Genomic DNA, 21,792 nt, shown 5'->3' on the forward strand with positions numbered 1-21,792 from the left:
ATGACCTGGTCTCCGAAATCCTGGCGGGACTTCCCCGTCAAGCAAATGCCGACCTACAAGGATGAAGCCGCCCTGGCCGGCGTGATCGACGAGCTTTCCGCCCGTCCCGCGCTCGTCTTTGCCGGCGAGGCCCGCAAGCTGCGGCGCCAGCTGGCCGATGTGTCGGCCGGCAATGCCTTCCTCCTGCAGGGCGGCGATTGCGCGGAAAGCTTCACCGAATTCTCCACCGAAGGCGTGCGCGACACCTTCCGCGTCCTGCTGCAGATGGCGGTGGTGCTCACCTTTGCCGCCTCCAAGCCGGTGGTGAAGGTCGGCCGCATGGCGGGGCAGTTTGCCAAGCCGCGCTCCTCCGATACCGAGACGATCGACGGGGTCACCCTGCCCAGCTATCGCGGCGACAGCGTCAACGGTGTGGACTTCACGGCCGAGGCCCGCGAGCCGGACCCCAAGCGCCTGATCCGCGCCTACGACCAGTCGGCCTCGACGCTGAACCTGCTGCGTGCCTTTGCGTCCGGCGGTTATGCCGACCTGCACAATGTCCACCAGTGGACCCAGGATTTCGTCAAGGACAGCCCGGCGGCGGAACGCTATGCGGAGACGGCGGTGCGGATTTCCGAGGCGCTGGACTTCATGAAGGCCTGCGGCATCGGCCGGGATTCCACCCCGTCGCTGGAGGCCGTCGACTTCTTCACCAGCCACGAGGCCCTGCACCTGCCCTTCGAGGAGGCGCTGACGCGTCGCGACCCGAATACCGGGCAGTGGTATGCGACCTCCGCCCACATGATCTGGGTCGGCGAGCGCACCCGCCAGCTCGACGGGGCGCATCTGGAATATGCCCGCGGCATCGCCAATCCGGTCGGTGTGAAGTGCGGTCCCACCATGACGGCGGACGAGCTCCTGCCGCTGATCGACACCATCAATCCGGACAATGAGGCCGGCCGCCTGGTGCTGATCGTGCGCATGGGCGCCGACAATGTCGGCAACAACCTGCCGGCGCTGGCGCGGGCGGTGACTGAGGCCGGCCGCAAGGTCGTCTGGTCGTCCGATCCGATGCACGGCAATACCGTCAAGGCGTCCAGCGGCTACAAGACGCGGAATTTCGACCGCATCCTGACCGAGCTGGAAAGCTTCATGGACGTGCTCTACTCCGAGGGCGCCTATCCGGGCGGTGTGCATTTCGAGATGACCGGCCGCGACGTGACCGAATGCACCGGCGGTGCGAAACCGGTCACCGAGGCCGATCTGGCGGCGCGCTATCACACCCAGTGCGATCCCCGCCTCAATGCCGACCAGGCGCTCGACATGGCCTTCCGCATCGCGGAATCGCTCAAGCGCGTGCGCAACAATAATTCCGCTGCTGCGGCCTGACAGGCGCGTTGACAGCGAAACGAACACAGGCGGGGCCTCCGGGCTCCGCCTTTTTTCTTCCCGCCTCTCACCCCTCCGTCATCCCACGGTGCCCGCAGGGCATCCGGGGGACCTGCGCTCACCTGTCGGCAGGATGGCTGAGGTCCCCCGGATCGCTGCTGCGCACCGACCGTGGGATGACGGTGTTCAAGGAAACCGGGTAGGCCAGCTTCTCGCTCTTGATGGACTCCTCCGCCCAAAGAAAAACGCCGCCCGGATGGCTCCGGGCGGCGTTCGTGTAATCAGAACCCGTTTGGACTGATTAGATGTCCTTCAGGGCAGCAGCCGGACGGAAAGCCGCCTGGGTGCGAGCCTTGGACATCATTTTTTCGCCAGTGCGCGGATTGCGGACTTCGCGGGCTTCGCGGTGCTTGGCGTAGAAGGTGCCGAAGCCAGCGAGCTGAACGCTGTCATTGCCCTTGACCGAAGCGATGACGGCTTCGATTGCGGCGTCGACCGCATCGCCCGCTTGAGCGCGGGACAGGCCGGTCTTGTCGCTGACGGCTTTGGCGAGATCAGACTTGTTCATAGGGTTCCCCCCGTTTAGTCGCGGCGCCGGCAGACACGGTCATCGTGTCCGGCCGGTGTGCCGCGTGTTCGTGGACGCCTCATCAAGGCCGAGAACCGGGCGCCTTTGCAAGCCATAACAGGTGAATCGGGCCGGATTCACTGCAATTTCCTTGGGACAAGTCCCATTTCTCGCCTTCGGCACCCGTTTTGCGTACATTTTGCAGCATGTATCAGGGTGAACCGACTCCTAACGCCGCCTCCGCGAATCGCCCGATTCGCCTGCTGCCGTTCGCACTTGCAGCAGGATTGGGCGCCTATGCGCTCGCTTTTCTCGCGGGTGCGGGAGAGACCTGGTCGCCGGTGATCGCGGCCTGCGCAGCCGGCTGGACGCTGGGCCGCCTGATGCGGCGCTGAACTATCCGGCGCTCGGCCAGAGGATCATCTGCGTGCAGCGGAAAAGGGCGACCGTCTTGCCGTCGCTGTCCCGGAAAGCACGCGCATCCCAGACATGGGTGGTGCGGCCACGATGGACCGGCGTTGCCACGCCCCTGAGACGGCCATCGCGGGCGGTGCCGAGATAGTTGGCCTTCAGCTCGATCGTGGTGAAGCCGCTCGCCCCTTCGGGCAGGTTGGCCACCGTGCCATAGCCGCACAGCGTGTCGACGAGGCCGATCACGCTGGCGGCATGCAGGAAGCCGTTCGGCGCCATCAATTCCTGGCGCACGTCCAGGAAGCCGGCAACCTCTTCGGCCGTCGCCGTCTCGATCACGACGCCGAGATGGCCGGGCAGATGCCCGGCCCCCCGTGCGTTCAGCATGTCGCGCAATGCGCTGCTGTCTTCGCTCATCAGATCTTGACCAGCATCTTGCCGGTATTGCGGCCGGAGAAGAGCCCCATGAAGGCGTCCGGAGCGTTTTCGATACCCTCGATGACCGTCTCGGCCGGCTTGATCTTGCCGGCGGCCATCCAGGCCGACAGGTCGCGCACGAAGCCGTCCATCATGTCGGCGTGATCCGTGACAATGAAGCCCTGGATCTTCAGCGATTTGCCGACGATGAAGGTGAGATTGTCGGTGATCATCGCCGGCTGGGCGTCGTTATAGCGCTGGATCATGCCGCAGGCGGCGATCCGGCCCTTCGGTTTCAGCGTGTTGAGGGCGGCGGTGAAATGCGTGCCGCCGACATTCTCGAAATAGCCGTCAATGCCCTTGGGGGCGGCTTCCTGGATGGCGGCGGTGAGATTGTCGGCCGCCTTGTAGTCGACCACGGCATCGGCGCCGATCGACTTGACGAAGTCGCACTTCTCCTGGCCGCCGGCGGTTGCGACGACCGTGGCGCCCATCGCCTTGGCAAACTGGATACCGGCCGAGCCGACCGCGCCCGCACCGGCGGACATCCACATCGTCTCGCCTTCCTGCAGGTCTATGATGCGCTTGATACCGACATAGGCGGTCAGGCCCGTCAGGCCGGCAATGCCCAGATAGGCCTGCGGCGGCAGGACGGAAGTGTCGATCTTCTGCAGGGCCTTGCCAGGCGCGGTATAGGCCTCGCGCCAGCCGAACATGGAATTGACGAAATCACCGGGCTTGAGACCCTCGTAATTGCTCTCGACCACTTCGCCGACAGCGCCGCCTTCCATCACCTTGCCGAGCTCGAACGGGCCGACATAGGTGCGGATGCCGCTCATCCGGCCGCGCATGTAGGGATCGACCGAGATATAGTGGTTCTTCACCGTCACCTCGCCCTCGCCCGGAGCCGGGACATCGGCCTCGGCGAGCTTGTAGTTCTCCGGCTTGGGATCGCCCTTGAGATATTCCAGGAGGTGGATTTCGCGAGACTTCATGGCGGTCTCTCCTTTTTTCAGGGTTGGGGAGGATCATTCGAGATCCGGCGCATAGAGCCGGATCAGGCTGAGATCGTAGTTGGTGTCGAGCGTGAAGGCGGTGCCCAGAATCTGGCCGATCCCCGTCATCAGGAGCGTGACCGGCATGAGCAGTACGAGGCCCAGCAGGCGCAGGGCCGCGCCACCCGCACTATGGCTGTAGAAGCGCACGATAATCCGGCCGGTGCAGAAATAATAGACGATCATGGCAAAGCCGATTCCCAGCGAGAACCAGCCAAGGCCCAGGAGAATCAGCGGAATGGTCGCGATCATCACCACGAAGGACGCATTGGTGGCGGTGAGGAAGAATTGCAGATGCCCCCAGAGCGGCACGCCGGGGCGGTAGAGCTTCAGCAGCAGCAGATAGGGCAGGGCGGTGATGATCGTGATCGGCCAGAGCAGCATGGCGCCCCAGCTTTCGACGGTCTGGTTGACCTCTGCGTGGGTCGGTACCTCACCGCTGGCAGTCTGCCCGGTAGCGAGCCAGGCCTCGACCGCTTCCGGTTCGACACTCACCGTGAGCTGGTCCAGTGAGCCCGCCAGCGGCGTGCCGAACAGCGAGGCGACGACAAACTGGAAGGAAAAGAGCGCGACGAAGACGCGAACGGGCGAGAGATATTGGCTGAAATCGCCTTTTGCGCCGGCCAGTGCCACATCCGGCGTCCGGGTCAGCGAATGCCAGAGGGTGCGGAAGATGCGCCCGTCCAGATCGAAGGCGGCGATCGACACGGAGTCGAGAATGTCGTTCGGCTTTGCCTTCGCCGCGGGCTTTTCCTCGGTATCCACGTCTGCATCCTCCCCCTTGCACAGCATGGTAGTGCGCTTCGATCTGCGTGCAAGCCGGTTCGACGCTGCGGTATGGCGGCAGCGGGCTGCAATGCGCGGAAACACGTCTTGATGCAGGAGCGGCTTGATCGCAGGGGCGGGCGGGGTATTCAGCCGACAGACGGACAAGGACGTATCATGGTTTCGGAAAACAAGCGCCTGCGGGCCGGTGTTGTCGGTGCAGGCGTGTTCGGCGGTTTCCACGCCTCGAAATATGCGGCGCATGAGCGGGCCGATCTGGTCGGTGTCTATGAACCCGATATCGAGAAGGCGCGGGCGCTGGCGCACAAGCATGGCGCAAAGGCCTATGACAATCTGGCCCGTCTGATCGCCGATTGCGATGCCGTCACGGTCGCCTCGCCGGCGGTCCACCATTTCGAAGCCGCCGCGGCCGCGCTGGCAAACGGCCGCCACGTCCTGGTCGAAAAGCCGATTGCCTCCAGTGTCGAGGAAGCGCGAGAGCTGATCCAGCTGGCTGCGACGCATGGCTGCGTGCTGCAGGTGGGTCACCAGGAGCGCTTCGTGTTCAACGCGATGGGCCTGTTTGCGGTGCCGGACCGTCCCAAGCGCATCGTCGCCAGCCGCATGGGCCCGCCGTCCGAGCGCTGTCTCGACGTGTCGGTGACGCTGGACCTGATGGTGCACGATCTCGATCTCGCCATTGCGCTGGCCGGCGGGGCGGTGACATCCGTCGAGGGCGAGGTCGACAAGGGCCGTTTCGGCACGCCGGATATCGCCCGGGCAAAGCTCGTCTTCGACAATGGCTGCGTCGCCGAGCTGGAAGCCAGCCGGGTCCATCACGAACGCGATCGCAAGATGCGGGTGGAATACGAAACCGGCGTTCTGGAGATCGATTTCGTCGCCAAGACCTTCGAGAATTCCACGCCCTACGCGCTCAATGCCGATTTCGCCGAGACCCCGGTTGCGCGCGATTCCCTGAGGGCCAATGTCAACGCCTTCATCGCCTCCGTGCTGGACGGCGAGCCGGTCGCGGTGCCGGGCATTGCCGGCCTGCGCGCGCTGGATGCGGCCCGGGCGATCGACGGGGCGCGTGTCTACGGATCGTGAGCCTCTTGCGGCGGGGCACGGCGCGGTCTAAGTCGCCCTCATGACGGACCGGATTTCCATTCTGACGGCCCAGCTCAACCCCGTGGTCGGGGATGTGTCGGGCAATCTGGCCAAGGCGCGCGCCGCGATGGCCGACGGGCGCACCCGCGGCGCCGACCTTGTCGTCTTCCCGGAAATGTTCCTCCTGGGCTATCCGCCCGAGGACCTGGTGCTCAAGCCGGCGGCCGTCGAGGCCTGCAAGCGCGCACTGGATACGCTGGTCGAGGACACCAAGTCCGGCCCGGCCGTGCTGGTCGGCCTGCCCTGGCGCCAGGGGCGCAAGCTGCACAATGCCGTCGCGCTGATCGATGACGGCCATCTCGTCGCCCTGCGCTTCAAGCATGAATTGCCCAATTACGCCGTGTTCGACGAGATGCGTGTCTTCCAGCCGGGCCCGGTGCCGGAGATCGTCAAATGGCGCGGCATCCGCCTCGGCTTGCCGATCTGTGAGGACATCTGGCGCGAGACGGTGCCGCAGGCGCTGATCGACCAGGGCGCCGAGATGATGATCGTCATCAATGGCTCGCCCTGGCGCCGCACGATCGAGCGCGAGCGCAAGACCGCTTTTTCCGCCTGGTTCGACCGCTGGCAGGGCCGCAAGGCGATGATCTTCGTCAACCAGGTCGGCGGCCAGGACGAGCTGGTCTTCGACGGCGCCGGCTTTGCCCGTGACAGCGCCGGCGAGACCGTCCAGCGCCTGCCCGCTTTCGAGGAGGCGATGGACCTCGCCGTCTGGCAGCGCACAGAAACCGGCTGGTCCTGCGACAGCGAGGCGCGGGCGCCGGTCGTGTCCGGGCTCGAGGCCGACTGGAAGGCGATGGTGCTGGCGCTACGCGATTATGTCGACAAGGCCGGTTTCCCGGGCGTTGTGCTGGGCATGTCCGGCGGCATCGACAGTGCGATCTCGGCGGCGATTGCCGTCGATGCGCTGGGACCGGAGCGGGTGTGGGCGGTGATGATGCCGTCGAAATACACCTCGCAGGAAAGCCTCGAGGATGCCCGCGAATGCGCGCAGATGCTGGGCATCCGCTACGACATCATCGATGTCGAGCCGACCATCGAGGCGTTCGGATCGACCCTCGCCGGGGTGTTTGCCGGCAAGGAACCCGACACGACCGAGGAAAACATCCAGTCGCGCGCCCGCGGCGTCGTGCTGATGGCGCTGTCCAACAAATTCGGTCCGATGGTGCTGTCCACCGGCAACAAGTCGGAAATGGCCGTCGGCTATGCCACGCTCTATGGCGACATGAATGGCGGCTATAACGCGCTCAAGGACGTCTACAAGACGGAAGTCTTCGAGCTGGCCTGGTGGCGTAATGCCCATCCGCGCGCGACCGGTCTCGGTCCCGTCGGCCAGGTCATTCCCGAGCGCATCATCACCAAACCGCCCTCGGCCGAGCTGCGTGAAGACCAGACCGACCAGGACAGCCTGCCGCCCTATGACGTGCTGGATGCCATTCTCTTCGCCCTCGTCGAGGAGGAGCGTTCGGTGCGCGACCTCGTCGCCGAAGGCCAGGACGAGGCGACGGTGCGCCGCATCGAGAACCTGCTCTACCGCGCCGAATACAAGCGCCGCCAGGCGCCGCCGGGCGTGAAGATCGGCTCCAAGAATTTCGGCCGCGACCGCCGCTACCCCATCACCAACCGGTTCAAGTCGGGGGATTGATGGTCGATATCCCCTTCTCCCCGGCTGGGGGAGAAGGTGGCCCAAAGGGCCGGATGAGGGGCGCCGCGCTGCGGCCAAGAGAACCCTTTGATTGCGTCCTGACGGACGCGCCCCTCACCCCTCGCTGCGCTCGGACCTCTCCCCGGTCGGGGAGAGGTGCTGTGATCCCCTTCACCCCTGCGACACCCCGCCCCATCCTTTTGTTCCGAAATTTCTGTCAAAACAGAAATAGATGAAAAGGAGGCCGCCATGACTGTCGCAACGCCTGCCACGAGAGCCGCCGGAACCCTCGCCCGCACCATCCTCCGCCCCGTCGGCGCCTGGCTGGTCGCCTGTTTCGCCAGCGGCGCGGCGCTGGTGGCGGCCTTCGGCATGATCGGGGCCGTGGGCGAACGGCCGAGCGCGCCGGATATCGCCGAATTCGCAGCGGCGATCCTTCCCGGCACCCTCTATTTCGGTGTCTTCATGATCGTGCTGACGGCCATCCCCACCTTTATCTTTGTCTGGATCATGCACAGCCAGGGCTGGAAGAAGATCTATACCAGCGCCCTGTTCGGCGGGCTCACCGGCGCCGGTGTCTTCCAGCTCTTCGGCTTTCCCATCCGGCACGGCGCCGACGCCATACCGGTCACCGTGATGTTCTTCTGCGTCGGCCTGGTCGGCGGCGGGGTCTACCGGCTGGTGGCGGGGAAGCACTGAACCCCCGCTTGCCCCGGCGCGCGCGCGGCGCTAAGCCCTGCGGCTCATCTTCGAGCCAAGGCCTGCACCGATGACCAAAGTCCGTTTTGCGCCCAGCCCGACCGGCAAGCTTCATGTCGGCAATGTCCGCACCGCGATCTTCAACTTTCTGTTCGCGCGCAAGGCGGGCGGGACTTTCCTGCTGCGCATCGACGACACGGATACGGAACGCTCGACGCAGGCCCATGAGGACGGCATCCGCACCGACCTGACCTGGCTGGGCATCACCTGGGACGACACGTTCAAGCAGTCCGAGCGCTTCGAGCGCTATGGCGCGGCAGCGGAAAAGCTGAAGGCGAAGGGCCTGCTCTATCCCTGCTACGAGACCGGTGACGAGCTGGAGCGCAAGCGCCGCCTGCAAATGGCGAACGGCCGTCCGCCGGTCTATGACCGCGCCGCGCTGGAACTGACCGAGGCCGACCGCGCGAAGCTGGAAGCCGAAGGCCGCAAGCCGCACTGGCGCTTCAAGCTGTCGGGTAATCCGGTGGAATGGGACGATATGGTGCGCGGCCATGTCGCCATCGAGACCTCGTCGCTGTCCGATCCGATCCTGATCCGCGAGGACGGTTCCTATCTCTACACCCTGCCGAGCGTGGTCGACGATATCGAGGCGGAGATCACCCACATCATCCGCGGCGAGGACCACACCACGAATTCCGGCGCCCAGATCGAGATCTTCGAGGCGCTGGGCGGTGCTGCCCCCAAATTCGGTCACCAGGCCCTGCTGGTCGGTGCCGATGGCGGCAAGCTGTCCAAGCGGACCGGTTCGCTGGGGATTGCCGAGCTGCGCGACGAGGAGGGCATCGAGCCGATGGCGATCATGTCGCTCCTCTCCAGGATCGGCACTTCCGACCCGGTCGACGCCTTCGCCGATATCGACGGCCTGCTCGAAGGCTTCGACCTGGGCAAGCTGTCGCGTTCGCCGGCGCGTTTCGATCCCGAAGAGCTCAAGCGCGTGAATGCCAAACTCCTGCACACGCTGCCCTATGCCGAGGCGCAGCCGCGCCTGGCCATGCTGGGCGCCGATGGCGGCGAGGCCTTCTGGAATGCGGTGCGCCCGAATCTGGAACGCCTGGACGATGCCAAGAGCTGGATGAGGCTGGTCGAGGGACCGGTGACGCCGGTGATCGAGGATGCCGGCTATGCCGCCGCCGCGGCCGAACACCTGCCGGCCGGCACGCTCACCGAGGCGAGCTGGGGCGAGTGGACGAATGCGCTCAAGGCCGCGACCGGCCGCAAGGGCAAGGAGCTCTTCATGCCGCTGCGCCTGATGCTGACCGGCGAGCCGCGCGGTCCGGAAATGGCTGTCCTCCTGCCGCTGCTGGGCCGCGACACGGTGCTCAAGCGCCTGCAGGGCGAAACGGCCTAAGTCGCACCAAGGGCTCGCCCCGCCTGCGGGGGAGCTGTCCGCGTCAGCGGACTGAGGGGGCGCTGCCAAAGCAGCGCAGAGCGCGATAGCGCGCAACCGACTCACCCCCATCGACCTCACCCGGCCCCAGGGGCCGGGCTCGGCCACTTCCCCCGCTTCGCAGGGGAAGCCCTGTGTGTGCGCAAAAGTCGAGAGTTTCTGTCTTTAAGTCAGGTTATCTTGACACGCGCGCCTCGTAATGTCAGGTTTACGTGACAGTAAGTCATATCAACCTGATGGAGCTTTCCATGTTCAAGTTCAAACCCGTGCCGCCGGCGATCGGCGCTCTGATTGCTGCCGCGACCGCGCTGACCGCCGTGATGGCGGCTGAGGCCAGCGGCCAGGAGACGCTGCAGGTCGAGCGGGCCGGCACGGCCGGTGCACGCACGGTGATCCTGGTTCCGGGCCTGGCGACGCCGGGTGAAGTCTGGGACGGAACGGCCGGGCATTTTGAAAACACGGCGGACCTGTATGTCGTTACCCTGGCCGGGTTTGGCGGTGCGGCACCGGCTGAGCGCTCCGCCGGTGTGATCGAGACAGCGGTCGCCGATCTGACAGCGCTGATCGACCGGGAGGGGCTGACGGACGCCGTGGTCGTCGGACACTCGATGGGCGGCCAGATTGCGCTGCAGCTCGCCGCCGCCCGGCCGGATGCCGTTAGCGATGTGGTCGTCGTCGACAGTGCGCCCTTCTTCGCCCGCCTTTTCAATCCGGCCATCACGGCTGACCAGGCCGCGGCCTTCGGTCAGGCGACCGCAGCCCAGATGGCGGCGATGGATCGCGACACCTATCTGGCCCAGTCGCGCATGGGCCTGCCCATCCAGTCGATCTCGGACGAAGGCCAGGCGCAGGTGCTGGCCTGGATGGAGGCCTCCGACCAGGCCACCGTCGCCACGGCGTTCGGGGAAGTGGCCGGCAGCGACTTCTCGCCCGTGCTCGCCGGTGTGACGGCAGACGTGACGGTCCTGGTCGCCTGGGCGCCGGGCGCGCCGGTGGGCGCAGAGGCGCTGGCCGGTGTCTATTCCAGCCAGTACGCTGGCTTGGAATCGGTTGAGGTCGGCGTGATCGAGGGATCGCGTCACTTCATCATGATCGACCAGCCGGACGCGTTCGCCGAACGCCTGGCGGCTGTGATCGCAAACGGGGAGGGTGAATGATGGCGGCTGACAGGAAACCGTCCGCGAACAGGCGCTATGTCGTCCATTTCGGCGTTGCGATGCTCGCCTACATGCTGGTGCTGTTCGGCTCGATCACGGCGATCAACAATGGCGAGCTGTCGGGCTGGTCGGCGGGGCTCGCCTCGCTGACCCCGCTGATCCCGGCCTTCTATGCCCTCAGGGCCTTCATCGTGCGCATCCGCGAGATGGACGAATACCAGCGGCGCATCGCCACAGAGGCCATCCTGTGGGCCGCCGGCATCGTCGGCTTTGCCAGTTTCGGCTATGGCTTCCTGGCCGGTGCCGTGGAGGTGCCCGAGATCAGCCTGATCTGGGTATTGCCTGCCCTGGCCGGCTCGTTCGGCGTCGCACAGTGTTACCTCTACTGGCGGGAAAACCGGTGAGGAACCGGTTGCGCGTGCTACGGGCCGAACGCCGCTGGAGCCAGGCCGAGCTGGGCGAGCGGGTCGGGGTGTCGCGCCAGGCGATCAACGCGGTCGAAACCGGCAAGCACGACCCCTCGCTGACCCTCGCCTTTGCCCTGGCACACGCCTTCGAACTGACAATCGAGGACGTGTTCGACCCGCATGGCGAGCCGGATTAGGGCTGTCGCGCCGGATGTGAATGGCAAAATGCACAAGCAGACCTTACTTTTGCCATCGAACATCGCTCATACTGCAGGTCCGGGAATGGGGGACCCGCGCAGCTCCGGCGGCGCGGGTCTTGCATCCGGTAGAGCAGTCTGACGAAATGCCCGCGCCGGCACGCCATGACAGCCGGCCATAACACCGCCGGCCGATGACAGGAGGTCCGCCATGACCGCAACGCGGTCGTTCATCATAGCCGCCGTACTCGCCGCCCTGGCGATCGCTGCCGCGATGGCCTTCATCATGTACCGGCCTTCTGCCGACCAGAGTGTGCCGCAACAGCCGGCCGAGACCGCTCGGTCCGGCGAGACCGGTGGCGAGCGCGGTACCACACCGGCCGCCATGATCGCGCCGCCCGTCTTCGACATCGTGCGCGTCGCGCCCGTCGGCTCTGCCGTCACGGCCGGCCGCGGCGAACCCGGCGCGACGATCCAGCTCCTGGCCGATGGCGAACCCCTGACATTCACCGGCGAAGCGGGTGAGCGCACCGATACCCAGACCATCAATGAGCGCGGCGAATGGGTGATCATTCCCGACGAGCCACTGCCCTCGGGCGCGGTCGAGCTGTCCTTGCGCATGGTGGCGCCGGACGGGCGGGAAATGATGTCCGAACAGGTCGTCGTCGTGTCCATTCCCGAACAGCGCGGTCCGACGCCGCTGGTCGTTGTGGGCCGTCCCGGCGAAGCCAGCCGTGTCTGGCAATGCCCGTCCTGCCTGGATGCGGAAATGGGCACGCTGGTGCTGGAAACCGTCGATTATGATTCCACCGGTGCCGTGATCTTCTCCGGCCGGGCCGAGACCGGCACGACTGTCCGCATATTCGCCAATGGCGCGCTGGTCGGTGAAACCCAAGTCGGCCGGGATGGCCGCTGGGACATGCAGGCCGGCTCCCTCCTGGCGCCGGGTGTCTATGATCTTCAGATCGACCAGGTCGAGCCGGACGGCAATGTCTCCGCCGTGATCGTGCTGCCCTTCGAGCGCGTCGCGCCGGAAGCGCTCAATCTGGGCCCCGATTCCGTCGTGGTCCAGCCGGGCAATTCGCTGTGGCGCCTGGCCCGCCGTCTCTATGGCGAGGGTATCCAGTACACGGTGATCTATGAGGCCAATCGCAGCCAGATCCGCGATCCCGACCTGATCTATCCCGGCCAGGTCTTCCAGGCCCCGCGTGACGCCGACGGTGCCGATGGCGAGGGCGACGGGTAGGACGCGCGCTTGGGCGACAAGGATATCCTGCTTCCCCCGGACCCGTTCCGGGGCCTCGTGCTCAAGAAGAACTGTTGCCGCCTGGAGCCACTTGGCACTGCACAGATAGCCGACGCGGTTTGTCGTTGACTGGCAGGCCCCGGAACGAGTCCGGGGAAAGCGGGCGCTTTCGAAGTATCGACATGCAGTCTCCCGCACTGGCGCGGCGCGGCCGCGCGCCCTATGTCTCGTCGCGATGAGACCTCTTCCCGGCGATACCGAAGACGAAGCGAAATCCGCGCCCCAGGGCTCGCTGGGCAAGACCATGGTGCGCCTGTTCGCGCTGCTGGCCTCGCCGGACATGGCGAAATGGCGCTTCCGCATGGGCGTGGCGCTGGCGCTGACCGTGGTGGCGAAACTGTTCGCCGTCGCGGCGCCGGTCTTTTTCGGTGACGGCATCAACCTGATTTCCGCCCGGGTGGGCGAGGGCAGTGCCGGCGCAGGCGGGAACGCCGATGCGGCGACGGGCCTCCTGTCCGGTCTCGCCGGCACATTCGGTCTGGCCTTCTTCGCCTATGCCGCGGCGCGCTTCATGTCGGTGGGGGCACCGCAATTGCGCGACGCCCTGTTTGCGCCGGTCAGCCAGGACGCCCAGCGCCTGACGGCCGTGAATGCCTTTGCCCACGTGCAGACCCTGTCGATCGGCTATCACCAGACCAAGCGCACCGGCGCGCTCAACCGCATCATCGAGCGTGGTGCGCGGGCCGTCGATTTCCTGATGCGCTTCCTCATCTTCAACATTGCGCCGACCCTGCTGGAACTGGGTCTGGCGGCGATTGTTCTGAGCGTGAACTATGGCTGGGAGTTTGCCGCCATCGCCGTGGTAACGGTTGCGGTCTACATGGTGCTGACCTGGTCGGTGACGGAGTGGCGGGTGCGCATCCGCCGCCAGATGAACGAGGCCGACAATGAGGCCTCGGCCCGCGCCGTGGACAGCCTGATCAATTTTGAGACGGTGAAGGCCTTTGCCGCCGAGCGGCGCGAATCCGACGCGTTCGACGATGCGATGACCCGCTATGCCCACGCCGCGGCACGGTCGCAATCCTCGCTCGCCCTGCTCAACGGGGCCCAGGCCTTCGTGATGAATGGCGGTCTTCTGGCGATGGCGCTGATGGCCGGCTGGAAGGCCTGGAATGGCGTCCTGCAGCCGGGCGATATCGCCGCTGTCACCATGATGCTGATGAATATGTACCAGCCGCTCAACATCCTCGGCTGGGCCTATCGCGAGATCAAGCAGGGTGCGATCGACATGGAGCGGGTGTTCGACACGCTGGCGCTCCGTCCGGAGGTCGCAGATGCACCGGATGCGCAGGATTTGCGTCTTTCAGGCGGGGCCGTGCGGCTGCGCGATGTGACCTTCACCCATGATGGCCGCTCGCGCTCGGTCAATGGTGTGGAGCTGGACGTTCCGGCCGGCGGCTTTGTCGGCATCTGCGGACCGTCGGGCGCCGGCAAGTCGACCGTGCTGCGTCTCCTGTTCCGCTTCTACGATCCCGACAGCGGCCGGGTCGAGATTGACGGCCAGGACATCGCCCATGTCACCCAGGAGAGCCTGCGCGAAGCGCTGGGCCTGGTGCCGCAGGATGTTGTCCTGTTCAACGACACGCTGCGCTCCAATATCGTTTATGGCCGTCCGGACGCGTCGGAGGACGAGATCTGGCAGGTGCTGGAGCGTGCCCATCTGGCCGCTTTCGTGCGCGGCCTGCCGGATGGTCTGGAGACCCGGGTGGGCGAGCGCGGACTGAAACTCTCCGGCGGCGAGAAGCAGCGCGTCGGCGTGGCGCGGGCGATCCTTAAAAACCCGGCCATCCTCGTGCTCGACGAGGCGACATCGGCGCTGGACAGCCAGACCGAGAAAGAGGTCCAGGCGGCGTTGGCCGACGCTGCGCGCGGGCGGACCACGATTGCCGTTGCACACCGCCTGTCGACGATTGCCGGGGCCGACCGGATCTTCGTGCTCGACGATGGCCGGGTCGCGGAAAGCGGCACGCATGACGAATTGCTCGCCCGCGACGGTCTCTACGCCGCCATGTGGCGCCGCCAGAGCGAGGCCGGCGAGGGCAGTGTCGTGCCGTTTCCGGTGAATGCCGGAGACACCGCGGCGAGTTAGAGCTATTTCATCGCCATTGCGGTCGATGAAATAGTTCTGCTTCTTGAGTGGTCGCATTTTCGAACCGCAAAACCGGTTCCCACTTTTGCTGAAAATGCTCTAGCCGCGCTCCAGCCCCTTCTGCAGCACCTCATAGATATGCGGATCGTCGCACTGGGCGACGTTGAAGCGCAGGAAGTTGCGGGCCGATTGTGACGGGCTGAATGTGTTGCCGGGCGCCAGGACGACCTGGTGTTTCAGGGCGAAACGGGCAAGGTCGGCCGCGTCCGTGTCGCCGGGCAGGCGGCACCACAGGAACATGCCCGCCGCCGGTCTCACCCAGGGATCGATGCCGATCCGGGCGAGCCGGTCGGCGGTGCGGGCCATGGCCTGGGCCAGGCGCGTGCGCACGCCTTCGACATGTTTGCGATAGGCGGCGCTGCGCAGGAGGTGGAGGACGATCTCAGAGGTCATCCGCCCGCCGCCGAATGTGGTGGAGATGCGCAAATCGACCAGCGCCTCGACCCAGTCCGGCCGCGCCGCAATGAAGCCGCAGCGGCCGGCGGCGGTGAGCGTCTTGGAGAAACTGCCCAGATGGATGACGTTTTCCAGCCCGTCATAGGTCGCCAGGCGCGGGCCGGGGTTCACTTCCAGATCGGCATAGACATCGTCTTCCAGAATGGTCAGTCCGGCGCGTTCGGCCAGTTTGAGCACCTGGTGCACGACGGTCGGTGACAGGGTCACGCCGGTCGGATTGTGCAGGCCGGAATTGGTGATGTAGAGGCGCGGTTTCTCGCGCTCGAGGATCTCGGCGAACGCTTTCACATCCGGGCCGGCGGGCGTGTAGGGCACGCCGACAATCTTCACCCGGTGCGAGCGCAACAGGGTCTGGAAGTTGAAATAGCTCGGATCGTCCAGCAGCACGGTATCGCCCGGTTCGACCAGGAAACGGCAGACGAGATCGATCGCCTGGGTGCCGGAATCGGTCAGCACGACATGGTCCGGCGAGGTCTCGATCCCGCGCTCGGCGAGGCGCCGGGCCACGATCTGGCGCAGGGCGGGCAGGCCGCGCGGCGAGCCGTATTCGACCAGCGTGCTGGTATCGGCCCGGGCGAGCGAACGCAGCGCCCGGCGGATATCCGCGTGCGGCATCCAGCTGTCGGGCAGCCAGCCGCAGCCGGGCATGCGCACCTCCGGACCGGCTTCCAGCGCCTGACGGGAAATCCAGAACGGGTCCACCTCGCGGTCCAGCCTGGGACCGAGGTCGGCAACGGCGAGCGGGGCGAGCGGGGCTGCGACATAGAAGCCGGAACCGGGTCGCGACTGGATCGTGCCTTCTGCGGCGAGCCGGTCATAGGCCGTCACGACGGTGGATTTGGACACGCCCAGCGTTTCCGCCAGGGCACGGATCGAGGGCAGGCGGGCGCCGGGCGTCAGGCTGCGCGAAGCGATCCGGCTTTCGATCGTTGCCATGACCTTGCCGACGAGGGAGGTGTCTGCGGCGTGGGAGAGGGGGCTGCCATCGGCCATCTGTATTGCTCTTTGTACCAGTACGGTTTTGCCAAATTGTATCGGAGTGTCTCTCGCCTTTCCAGTCCGACGCCGCTCTCATGATGTGGTTACAGACAGGAGAGCGTCATGAGTGGTGCGTATCGCGGCTGGGCCAGCGGATTTGCCGGAATGCTGATCTTCAGCGGATCCATGCCGGCGACACGGATCGCGGTATCGGGCTTCGACCCGGTTTTCCTGACCGCCATGCGCGGCAGTATTGCCGGCATGCTGGGCCTCCTGTTGCTCGTCGTGCTGCGCGAGCGCCGGCCGGCACGGGGCGATCTCCTGCCGCTGGCCGCGACGGCGGCCGGCGTGGTGATCGGTTTTCCGCTGCTCTCGGCCCTGGCGCTGGAACGGGTGGATGCCGCCCGCTCGCTGGTCTTTCTCGGCCTCCTGCCGCTGATCACGGCGATCTTCGGCTTTCTGCGGGCCGGCGAGCGTCCGCATCCGGTTTTCTGGATTTTCTCCGGCCTCGGCGCGGCACTGGTGGCCGGCTTTGCCCTCGGCCGCGGCGGCAGTTCCGACCTGATCGCCGACGGCATGATGATGGCGGGATTGATCCTGTGCGGCATGGCCTATGCCGAGGGCGCGCGCCTGTCGCGGCATCTGGGCGGCTGGCAGGTGATCTCCTGGGCGCTGGTGCTGGCCCTGCCGGCCATGCTCGCCCTCTCGCTGTTCACCGCGCCGGCCAGTTTTGACGGCATCGCCCTGCCGGTCTGGCTGAGCGTGGGCTATGTGTCGGTCTTCTCCATGCTGATCGGCTTCATCTTCTGGTATCGCGGCCTGGCCCAGGGCGGCATTGCGGCGGTCAGCCAGCTGCAATTGCTGATGCCCTTCTTCGGTCTCATGCTGGCGGCCCTGCTGCTGCACGAGCAGATCAGCGGTGCGATGCTCGCCACGGCAGCCGGGATCGTGCTGTGCGTCGCCGGGGCGAAGCATTTCTCCCGTCCGGGATCGCGCAGTGCTGCCGCGTTCACACGCCTGCGTCGGCGTGCATAATCGGACCCTGGAGCAGAATCTCGATTGGTCGCGTGATCAGGTGAGCCGGTCTCCTTTTCGCCTGACCGCTCTACACGGTCCCACGGAGACGCCATGGCCAGTGCCCCGCAAACCATGCCTGACGGGCGTCCCGCCATCGGCCTCATCGGTCTGGGTGCGTTCGGACAGCTGGCCGCGCAGCATCTGGCGCCCCATGCCGACCTGACCGGTCACGATCCCCATGCCTCCATGCCGGACGGTGTGCGGGCCGGGACGCTGGCCGAGGCGGCAGCGCAGCCGGTGGTCATCCTGGCTGTGCCGGTGCAGGCGCTGGGCGAGGCCGCCGCCGCGATCGCAGCGCATATCCGGCCGGGCGCGCTGGTGATCGACGTGGCCTCGGTGAAGCTGGAGCCGATGCGTATCCTGCGCGAGATCTTGCCGGCGGGCACGCGCATCCTGGGCACCCATCCGCTCTTCGGGCCGCAGAGTGCGGCGCAGGGCGTGGCGGGCCAGTCGATCGTGCTGTGTCCGGAGCCGGGCGTAGACCCGGACTGTGCCGCCACCTTCCTGCGCGAACGCCTGGCGCTGGACGTGCACCTCTCCGACGCCGACACGCATGACCGTACCATGGCCAGCGTGCAGGCGCTGACCCACCTCGTCTCCAAGGTGATCACCGATCTCGACCTGCCGCCCGCGCCCTATACGACGCGCTCCTTCGAGCTTCTGGCGGAGGCGGCCCGGCTGGTCTCGCAGGACAGTGACGCGCTGTTCCGGGCGATCGAGCGGCACAACCCGCATGCGGCCGATCTGCGCCGCCGCTTCTTCGAGGCGGCCCGCGCGCTGGACAAGCGTCTGGCCGAATAGCACCGGCTTAAGCGCTTGCTCACTTTCGGGGGGCATTCTGGTCATCAGCAACCGGACGGCAGCGTCCGGAACATGAGTGCGCGGACCGGAGGGGAGGGCCATGGCACGCGGCGACATCCGTCCGGTCACACCGGACGATATTCCGGCGATCACCCGTATCGTGCGCGATTGCGGCTTTCCCGAACGCTCTGAAGCAGGCTGGCACTGGGTCTTGTTCGAAAATCCCGACCAGGACGGCATCCCGTCCGGCTGGGTGTGCGAGCGCGACGGCGTTGTGGTGGGCCTGATCGGCAATTTCGCCTCGCGCTACCGGATCGGCGAGCGCACGCTGCGCGCTGCCATCGGCCACACGCTGGTGACCGACCTTTCCGCGGGGCGTCAGGCCGGGATCACCCTGGCGCGTCACGGCCTGCGCCAGACCGGGGTCGACGTCTATTCCACCCTCAATAATAACGGCCTGTCTGCCCGCATCCTGCCGCGGATCGGCGCCGCGCCCTGGCTGGGCGAGGCGGGGCGGTTGTGGCTGGAATGGCCGACCGCGCCGCTGCGTATCGCGCTGACGCGTCTGCAGAAGGCGCTGCACCGGCTGCCGCCGGACCGCGAGCGCTTCAGCCGGGTGTTCGAGCTGGGCCTGGATACCGCCGACCGGCCGGCACCGCGTGTCACGGTAGAGCCGCTGGACCGGGCTGACGATGTCGATCTCGCCCGCCTGACCGAACGGCTGGCCGCTTCGGGTGAAGCCGTGCGGGTTTTCGACCGTGAGCGCCTGGATTATCGCCGCCGCGACCCCGACCGGGCCGGCGGGTTCGACTATCTCCTCACACGCATCGATGGTGTGCCCGCGCTGCTGGCCGGGACGCTGCTGACCAAACCGTCGGCCGACGGGCTGGAGCATGTCGAGATTGTCGACTGGCTGGGCGTTGACGATGAGGACGGGATTGCCGCCCAGATCGCGGTCCTGCGGCATATCCTGGCGTGTGCGCGGCGGGCCGGTGTGGCCAAGGTACGGCTGCATTTCCCCCGCGCGGTTCCCGAGGCTGTCACACAGGCCGGCGGCTGGTGTCTGACGCGCCAGCTCGACTATGATCCCTGCCATGTCCAGTTCCGCGATGACGCCATGCGCCAGGCCTGGACGCCGCGCCCTGGCGATGCCGACTATTTCTTCGCCTACCGCACGCCGCCGGGCTTGATGCGGTAGGGGAAATTTCTTCGATTTGTCATCCCGGATGAATGCCCCGCGCATGCGGGGCGCAAGTCCGGGACCTATAATCCCGGTGATATCCAGCTATCGCGAACACTGAGCCGGCTTCCGGCCCAAAGCGAGCGTATGGGTCCCGGCCCTGCGGCCTGCCTGCGCAGGCCATTCGGTCGGGATGACAAGGCGCAGACGCACCTACCCCGCCGGGAAGAAGCGCCGCAGGGCGCTGAGTGTGCCGCGGGTGCGGCCGCGCAGGCTGGTTTCCGCAGCACAGATCTGGTCGAGCCGGCGGCGGGTGCGGCCGATCAGGCGGGCCAGCATGCCCGGACCGGCATGTTCCAGACGGTGCAGCGTGCGGTGCACGGGCCGGAAGGCCGTGCGGCGGCTTTCCGCGAACAGGGTCGCGGACACGCCGGTGCGTTCGCCATTGGCGAAATAATCCTTGTAACCGTGCTCGGCCGTGCCGGCATCGTATTCCGCGATGCCGCGCGCGGCGATTTCGGGCAGGAGATGCATCACCAGAAGATGGCCGGGCGAATAGGCGGCAAAGCGCGGCTCATATCCCGCCAGCCAGCCATGCATGACAGGGCCGGAGCGCAGGTTGAACTCGGCCGCGACGAACTCACCGCCCGCTTCCAGCACAAAAAGCTCGGCGCCGAAATCACTGCCGGTGCGCGGCTGGTGCAGGCTTTCCAGCAGGGCCCGGACCCAGGCCGGCGCCAGCACGTCGTGCAGGCCCGAGCGCACCAGCTGGGCGCGCTTGAGGTCGAGCAGCCGGCCCAGCGCCTCGCTGTCCGGTCCGGCACGGGTCAGGGTGACCGGGCCATGATCGGCGGCGAGCTTGCGGCCGAGGCGGCGCAGTTTCTTGAAATGGCGTGGATGACGGCCGGCAAGACCGTCGAGCGTGGCCCGGGCGCCGGCGGTCAGGTCGGTGACCAGCGAGCGCGTTGTTTCCTCGTGCAGGGCCGGACCGCCGGGGCGGCAGGTCATGTTCGAGCCGGTGTGACCGGCCAGGCCCAGCGCATCGATCAGGCGGGCCGGGGTCAGCGCGCTGCCCGGCGCGATCAGCGGGCCGTTCCAGTCGGCAAAGGGTGCACCGGCGGGCCGCGTCCAGCCATCGCGGGCGACCTGCAGAGGCCAGGCGGCGACGAGTGTCTCGTCCTCGAAGGCAAGGCCGATGAAAGTGTCGGGGCGAACCTGCGCGACGGCGCGGGCAAAAGCAGGATCGAGGAAGGGGCTTTCACAGCCGGGGCAGGCCGCGCGCAGGCGTTCGAGGGACTGCCAGTCCTTCTCGCTCAGTGCGGCGGCCTCGACCAGCTGGAATGTCTCGCGCATCGCTCACCCCTCGTGTGCCGGTGCGGGAATTATCCGCGCCGCAGCAGGGATCATGCGAGTTTCATGCCGGGAACACCGGTTCTGCGGGCGGGGGCAAGTGTGCGGAATCAGAACGCGCAGGGCGTTCGGAAAACCGGCCTGTGACGGGGGAATTCGCTATCAGGAGAAGAATGGCTCCCCGGGACGGGCTCGAACCGCCGACCCGGTGATTAACAGTCACCTGCTCTACCAACTGAGCTACCGGGGAATACCGTTCTCTCAAGCGAGGACCGGCTTTTATCAGAGCTTCTGTTCGGGGCGCAAGCACCCTGCTGCTCAAGACCTGCCGGTTTCCTGCAAAAAAAATCGGGAGCCACGAAGGCTCCCGAAAAGGCATTGGGTGGATGGTGGGGTGTCTTCACGGGAAGACGCGTACAGAATTGGTTGAGAACCCTTAAGGCGGAGTTAACGGGGTCGGGAAAATTGGGAAAATGGTTCACCGTCCTTGCCGGCTTCCTAATGGATTCATGGAAATGAGCCGCTTTCCGGAGAGATTTCGTTAGCCATGTTTTTCGCGGTTTCCGGTTCGGGCCCCGGCCGTGCTAGTGATTCGTCCTGCCGATACACGAATTCGATACGGGAGTTCGACACGGGGAGGTGACGATGCGCGAACACACGACTTTCAGCTCTTTCTGGCCCTATTACCTGCGTGAGCACGCCCGTCCGGCGACGCGCAACTGGCATTATGTCGGGTCCACCCTGGCCATCCTGGTGCTGATCGCGGCGCTGGCGACGCAGACCTGGTGGGGCCTGCTGGCGGTTCCGGTCGCGGGCTATTTCTTCGCCTGGGTGAGCCACGCCTTTGTCGAGCGCAACAAGCCGGCGACCTTCACCTATCCGCTCTGGTCACTGATCAGCGACTACCGCATGTTCGGCCTCTTTCTGACGGGCCGCCTCGACGCCGAACTGGAAAAGGCGGGCGTGCGCCCGGACGGTACGGTGGAAGCGGAACACGCCTGACCCCGGAATAAATCCGGGGAAAGCGTCACTCTCTTTCTTCCCCGACCCGCTCCACTTCCCCCGGCCTCCGCGCCGGGGCCCGGCTGAGCCTGCATCTGAAACGCCGCCAGACCCCGGAATAAATCCGGGGGAAGCATCAGCGCATCTTTTTCTTCCCACTCCCATTTTTCCCGGATGCAAGCCTGCGCAG

Annotated in this window: 20 protein-coding genes and 1 tRNA gene; 14 read left to right on the forward strand and 7 right to left on the reverse strand. The window is 66.3% G+C overall.

Annotated features, from left to right (window positions below; genetic code table 11):
• Complete coding sequence (locus JJ918_RS12920; protein ID WP_291887961.1) at positions 1-1,368, forward strand: class II 3-deoxy-7-phosphoheptulonate synthase; 1,368 nt, start codon at positions 1-3, stop codon at positions 1,366-1,368.
• A 301-nt stretch (positions 1,369-1,669) separates the two neighbouring features.
• On the opposite strand, the gene JJ918_RS12925 is transcribed toward JJ918_RS12920, so the two are convergent.
• The 4 genes from JJ918_RS12925 to JJ918_RS12940 all read right to left on the reverse strand — a co-directional run bounded on the left by JJ918_RS12925 (position 1,670) and on the right by JJ918_RS12940 (position 4,584).
• The gene (locus tag JJ918_RS12925; protein ID WP_271185153.1) at positions 1,670-1,936 is read right to left on the reverse strand and encodes an HU family DNA-binding protein; all 267 of its coding nucleotides are present in this window, start codon (positions 1,934-1,936) and stop codon (positions 1,670-1,672) included.
• A gap of 396 nt (positions 1,937-2,332) precedes the next feature.
• Positions 2,333-2,764 carry a PaaI family thioesterase gene (locus JJ918_RS12930; RefSeq protein WP_291887965.1) on the reverse strand — a complete coding sequence of 144 codons (432 nt, stop codon included), beginning with the start codon at positions 2,762-2,764 and terminating at the stop codon, positions 2,333-2,335.
• Entirely contained in the window at positions 2,764-3,759 is a 996-nt protein-coding gene (locus tag JJ918_RS12935) for an NADP-dependent oxidoreductase (protein ID WP_291887968.1), read from the reverse strand. Before JJ918_RS12935 ends, JJ918_RS12930 begins: the two co-directional genes overlap by 1 nt.
• A gap of 33 nt (positions 3,760-3,792) precedes the next feature.
• Positions 3,793-4,584, reverse strand: a complete 792-nt coding sequence (locus JJ918_RS12940) for a hypothetical protein (RefSeq protein ID WP_291887971.1) — start codon at positions 4,582-4,584, stop codon at positions 3,793-3,795.
• Between the two features lie 177 nt (positions 4,585-4,761).
• On the opposite strand from JJ918_RS12940, the gene JJ918_RS12945 reads away from it, so the two are divergent.
• The 9 genes from JJ918_RS12945 to JJ918_RS12985 all read left to right on the forward strand — a co-directional run bounded on the left by JJ918_RS12945 (position 4,762) and on the right by JJ918_RS12985 (position 14,698).
• Positions 4,762-5,691, forward strand: coding sequence for a Gfo/Idh/MocA family oxidoreductase (locus JJ918_RS12945; protein WP_291887972.1), 930 nt, complete (start codon positions 4,762-4,764; stop codon positions 5,689-5,691).
• A gap of 40 nt (positions 5,692-5,731) precedes the next feature.
• Positions 5,732-7,396, forward strand: a complete 1,665-nt coding sequence (locus tag JJ918_RS12950) for an NAD+ synthase (protein WP_291887974.1) — start codon at positions 5,732-5,734, stop codon at positions 7,394-7,396.
• A 249-nt stretch (positions 7,397-7,645) separates the two neighbouring features.
• Positions 7,646-8,095 carry a hypothetical protein gene (locus tag JJ918_RS12955; RefSeq protein WP_291887977.1) on the forward strand — a complete coding sequence of 150 codons (450 nt, stop codon included), beginning with the start codon at positions 7,646-7,648 and terminating at the stop codon, positions 8,093-8,095.
• Between the two features lie 70 nt (positions 8,096-8,165).
• Positions 8,166-9,503, forward strand: coding sequence for a glutamate--tRNA ligase (gene gltX / locus JJ918_RS12960; protein WP_291887979.1), 1,338 nt, complete (start codon positions 8,166-8,168; stop codon positions 9,501-9,503).
• A gap of 287 nt (positions 9,504-9,790) precedes the next feature.
• Positions 9,791-10,699: an alpha/beta hydrolase gene (locus JJ918_RS12965; RefSeq protein ID WP_291887982.1), complete on the forward strand. Its 909-nt coding sequence runs from the start codon at positions 9,791-9,793 to the stop codon at positions 10,697-10,699.
• Positions 10,696-11,103 (forward strand): hypothetical protein, encoded by a 408-nt coding sequence (locus JJ918_RS12970; RefSeq protein ID WP_291887985.1) that lies wholly within the window; start codon positions 10,696-10,698, stop codon positions 11,101-11,103. Before JJ918_RS12965 ends, JJ918_RS12970 begins: the two co-directional genes overlap by 4 nt.
• A complete protein-coding gene (locus tag JJ918_RS12975) occupies positions 11,100-11,303 on the forward strand; it encodes a helix-turn-helix transcriptional regulator (protein WP_291887988.1) in 204 nt (67 codons plus the stop codon). The genes JJ918_RS12970 and JJ918_RS12975 overlap by 4 nt, the downstream gene beginning before the upstream one ends.
• 211 nt (positions 11,304-11,514) lie before the next feature.
• Positions 11,515-12,549: a LysM peptidoglycan-binding domain-containing protein gene (locus JJ918_RS12980; RefSeq protein WP_291887990.1), complete on the forward strand. Its 1,035-nt coding sequence runs from the start codon at positions 11,515-11,517 to the stop codon at positions 12,547-12,549.
• A 235-nt stretch (positions 12,550-12,784) separates the two neighbouring features.
• Complete coding sequence (locus tag JJ918_RS12985) at positions 12,785-14,698, forward strand: ABC transporter ATP-binding protein/permease (RefSeq protein WP_291887993.1); 1,914 nt, start codon at positions 12,785-12,787, stop codon at positions 14,696-14,698.
• A 99-nt stretch (positions 14,699-14,797) separates the two neighbouring features.
• Here the strand turns inward: JJ918_RS12985 and JJ918_RS12990 are convergent, their stop codons facing one another.
• Positions 14,798-16,207 carry a PLP-dependent aminotransferase family protein gene (locus tag JJ918_RS12990; protein ID WP_291887995.1) on the reverse strand — a complete coding sequence of 470 codons (1,410 nt, stop codon included), beginning with the start codon at positions 16,205-16,207 and terminating at the stop codon, positions 14,798-14,800.
• Positions 16,208-16,315: 108 nt separating this feature from the next.
• Here JJ918_RS12990 and JJ918_RS12995 point away from each other — a divergent pair, with 108 nt between their 5' ends.
• The 3 genes from JJ918_RS12995 to JJ918_RS13005 all read left to right on the forward strand — a co-directional run bounded on the left by JJ918_RS12995 (position 16,316) and on the right by JJ918_RS13005 (position 19,268).
• The gene (locus JJ918_RS12995) at positions 16,316-17,227 is read left to right on the forward strand and encodes a DMT family transporter (protein WP_291887997.1); all 912 of its coding nucleotides are present in this window, start codon (positions 16,316-16,318) and stop codon (positions 17,225-17,227) included.
• 93 nt (positions 17,228-17,320) lie between these two features.
• The gene (locus JJ918_RS13000) at positions 17,321-18,070 is read left to right on the forward strand and encodes a prephenate dehydrogenase/arogenate dehydrogenase family protein (RefSeq protein WP_291888000.1); all 750 of its coding nucleotides are present in this window, start codon (positions 17,321-17,323) and stop codon (positions 18,068-18,070) included.
• Between the two features lie 100 nt (positions 18,071-18,170).
• Positions 18,171-19,268, forward strand: coding sequence for a hypothetical protein (locus JJ918_RS13005; RefSeq protein ID WP_291888002.1), 1,098 nt, complete (start codon positions 18,171-18,173; stop codon positions 19,266-19,268).
• A gap of 195 nt (positions 19,269-19,463) precedes the next feature.
• On the opposite strand, the gene JJ918_RS13010 is transcribed toward JJ918_RS13005, so the two are convergent.
• Positions 19,464-20,603, reverse strand: coding sequence for a GNAT family N-acetyltransferase (locus JJ918_RS13010; protein WP_291888005.1), 1,140 nt, complete (start codon positions 20,601-20,603; stop codon positions 19,464-19,466).
• Positions 20,604-20,774: 171 nt separating this feature from the next.
• Positions 20,775-20,850 (reverse strand) — tRNA-Asn (locus JJ918_RS13015).
• A 395-nt stretch (positions 20,851-21,245) separates the two neighbouring features.
• Between JJ918_RS13015 and JJ918_RS13020 the strand changes: the two genes are divergently transcribed.
• Positions 21,246-21,602, forward strand: coding sequence for a DUF962 domain-containing protein (locus JJ918_RS13020; RefSeq protein ID WP_291888008.1), 357 nt, complete (start codon positions 21,246-21,248; stop codon positions 21,600-21,602).
• The last annotated feature ends 190 nt before the right edge of the window (positions 21,603-21,792 follow it).

The organism is Maricaulis sp. (assembly GCF_017642925.1).
Lineage (GTDB): Bacteria > Pseudomonadota > Alphaproteobacteria > Caulobacterales > Maricaulaceae > Maricaulis.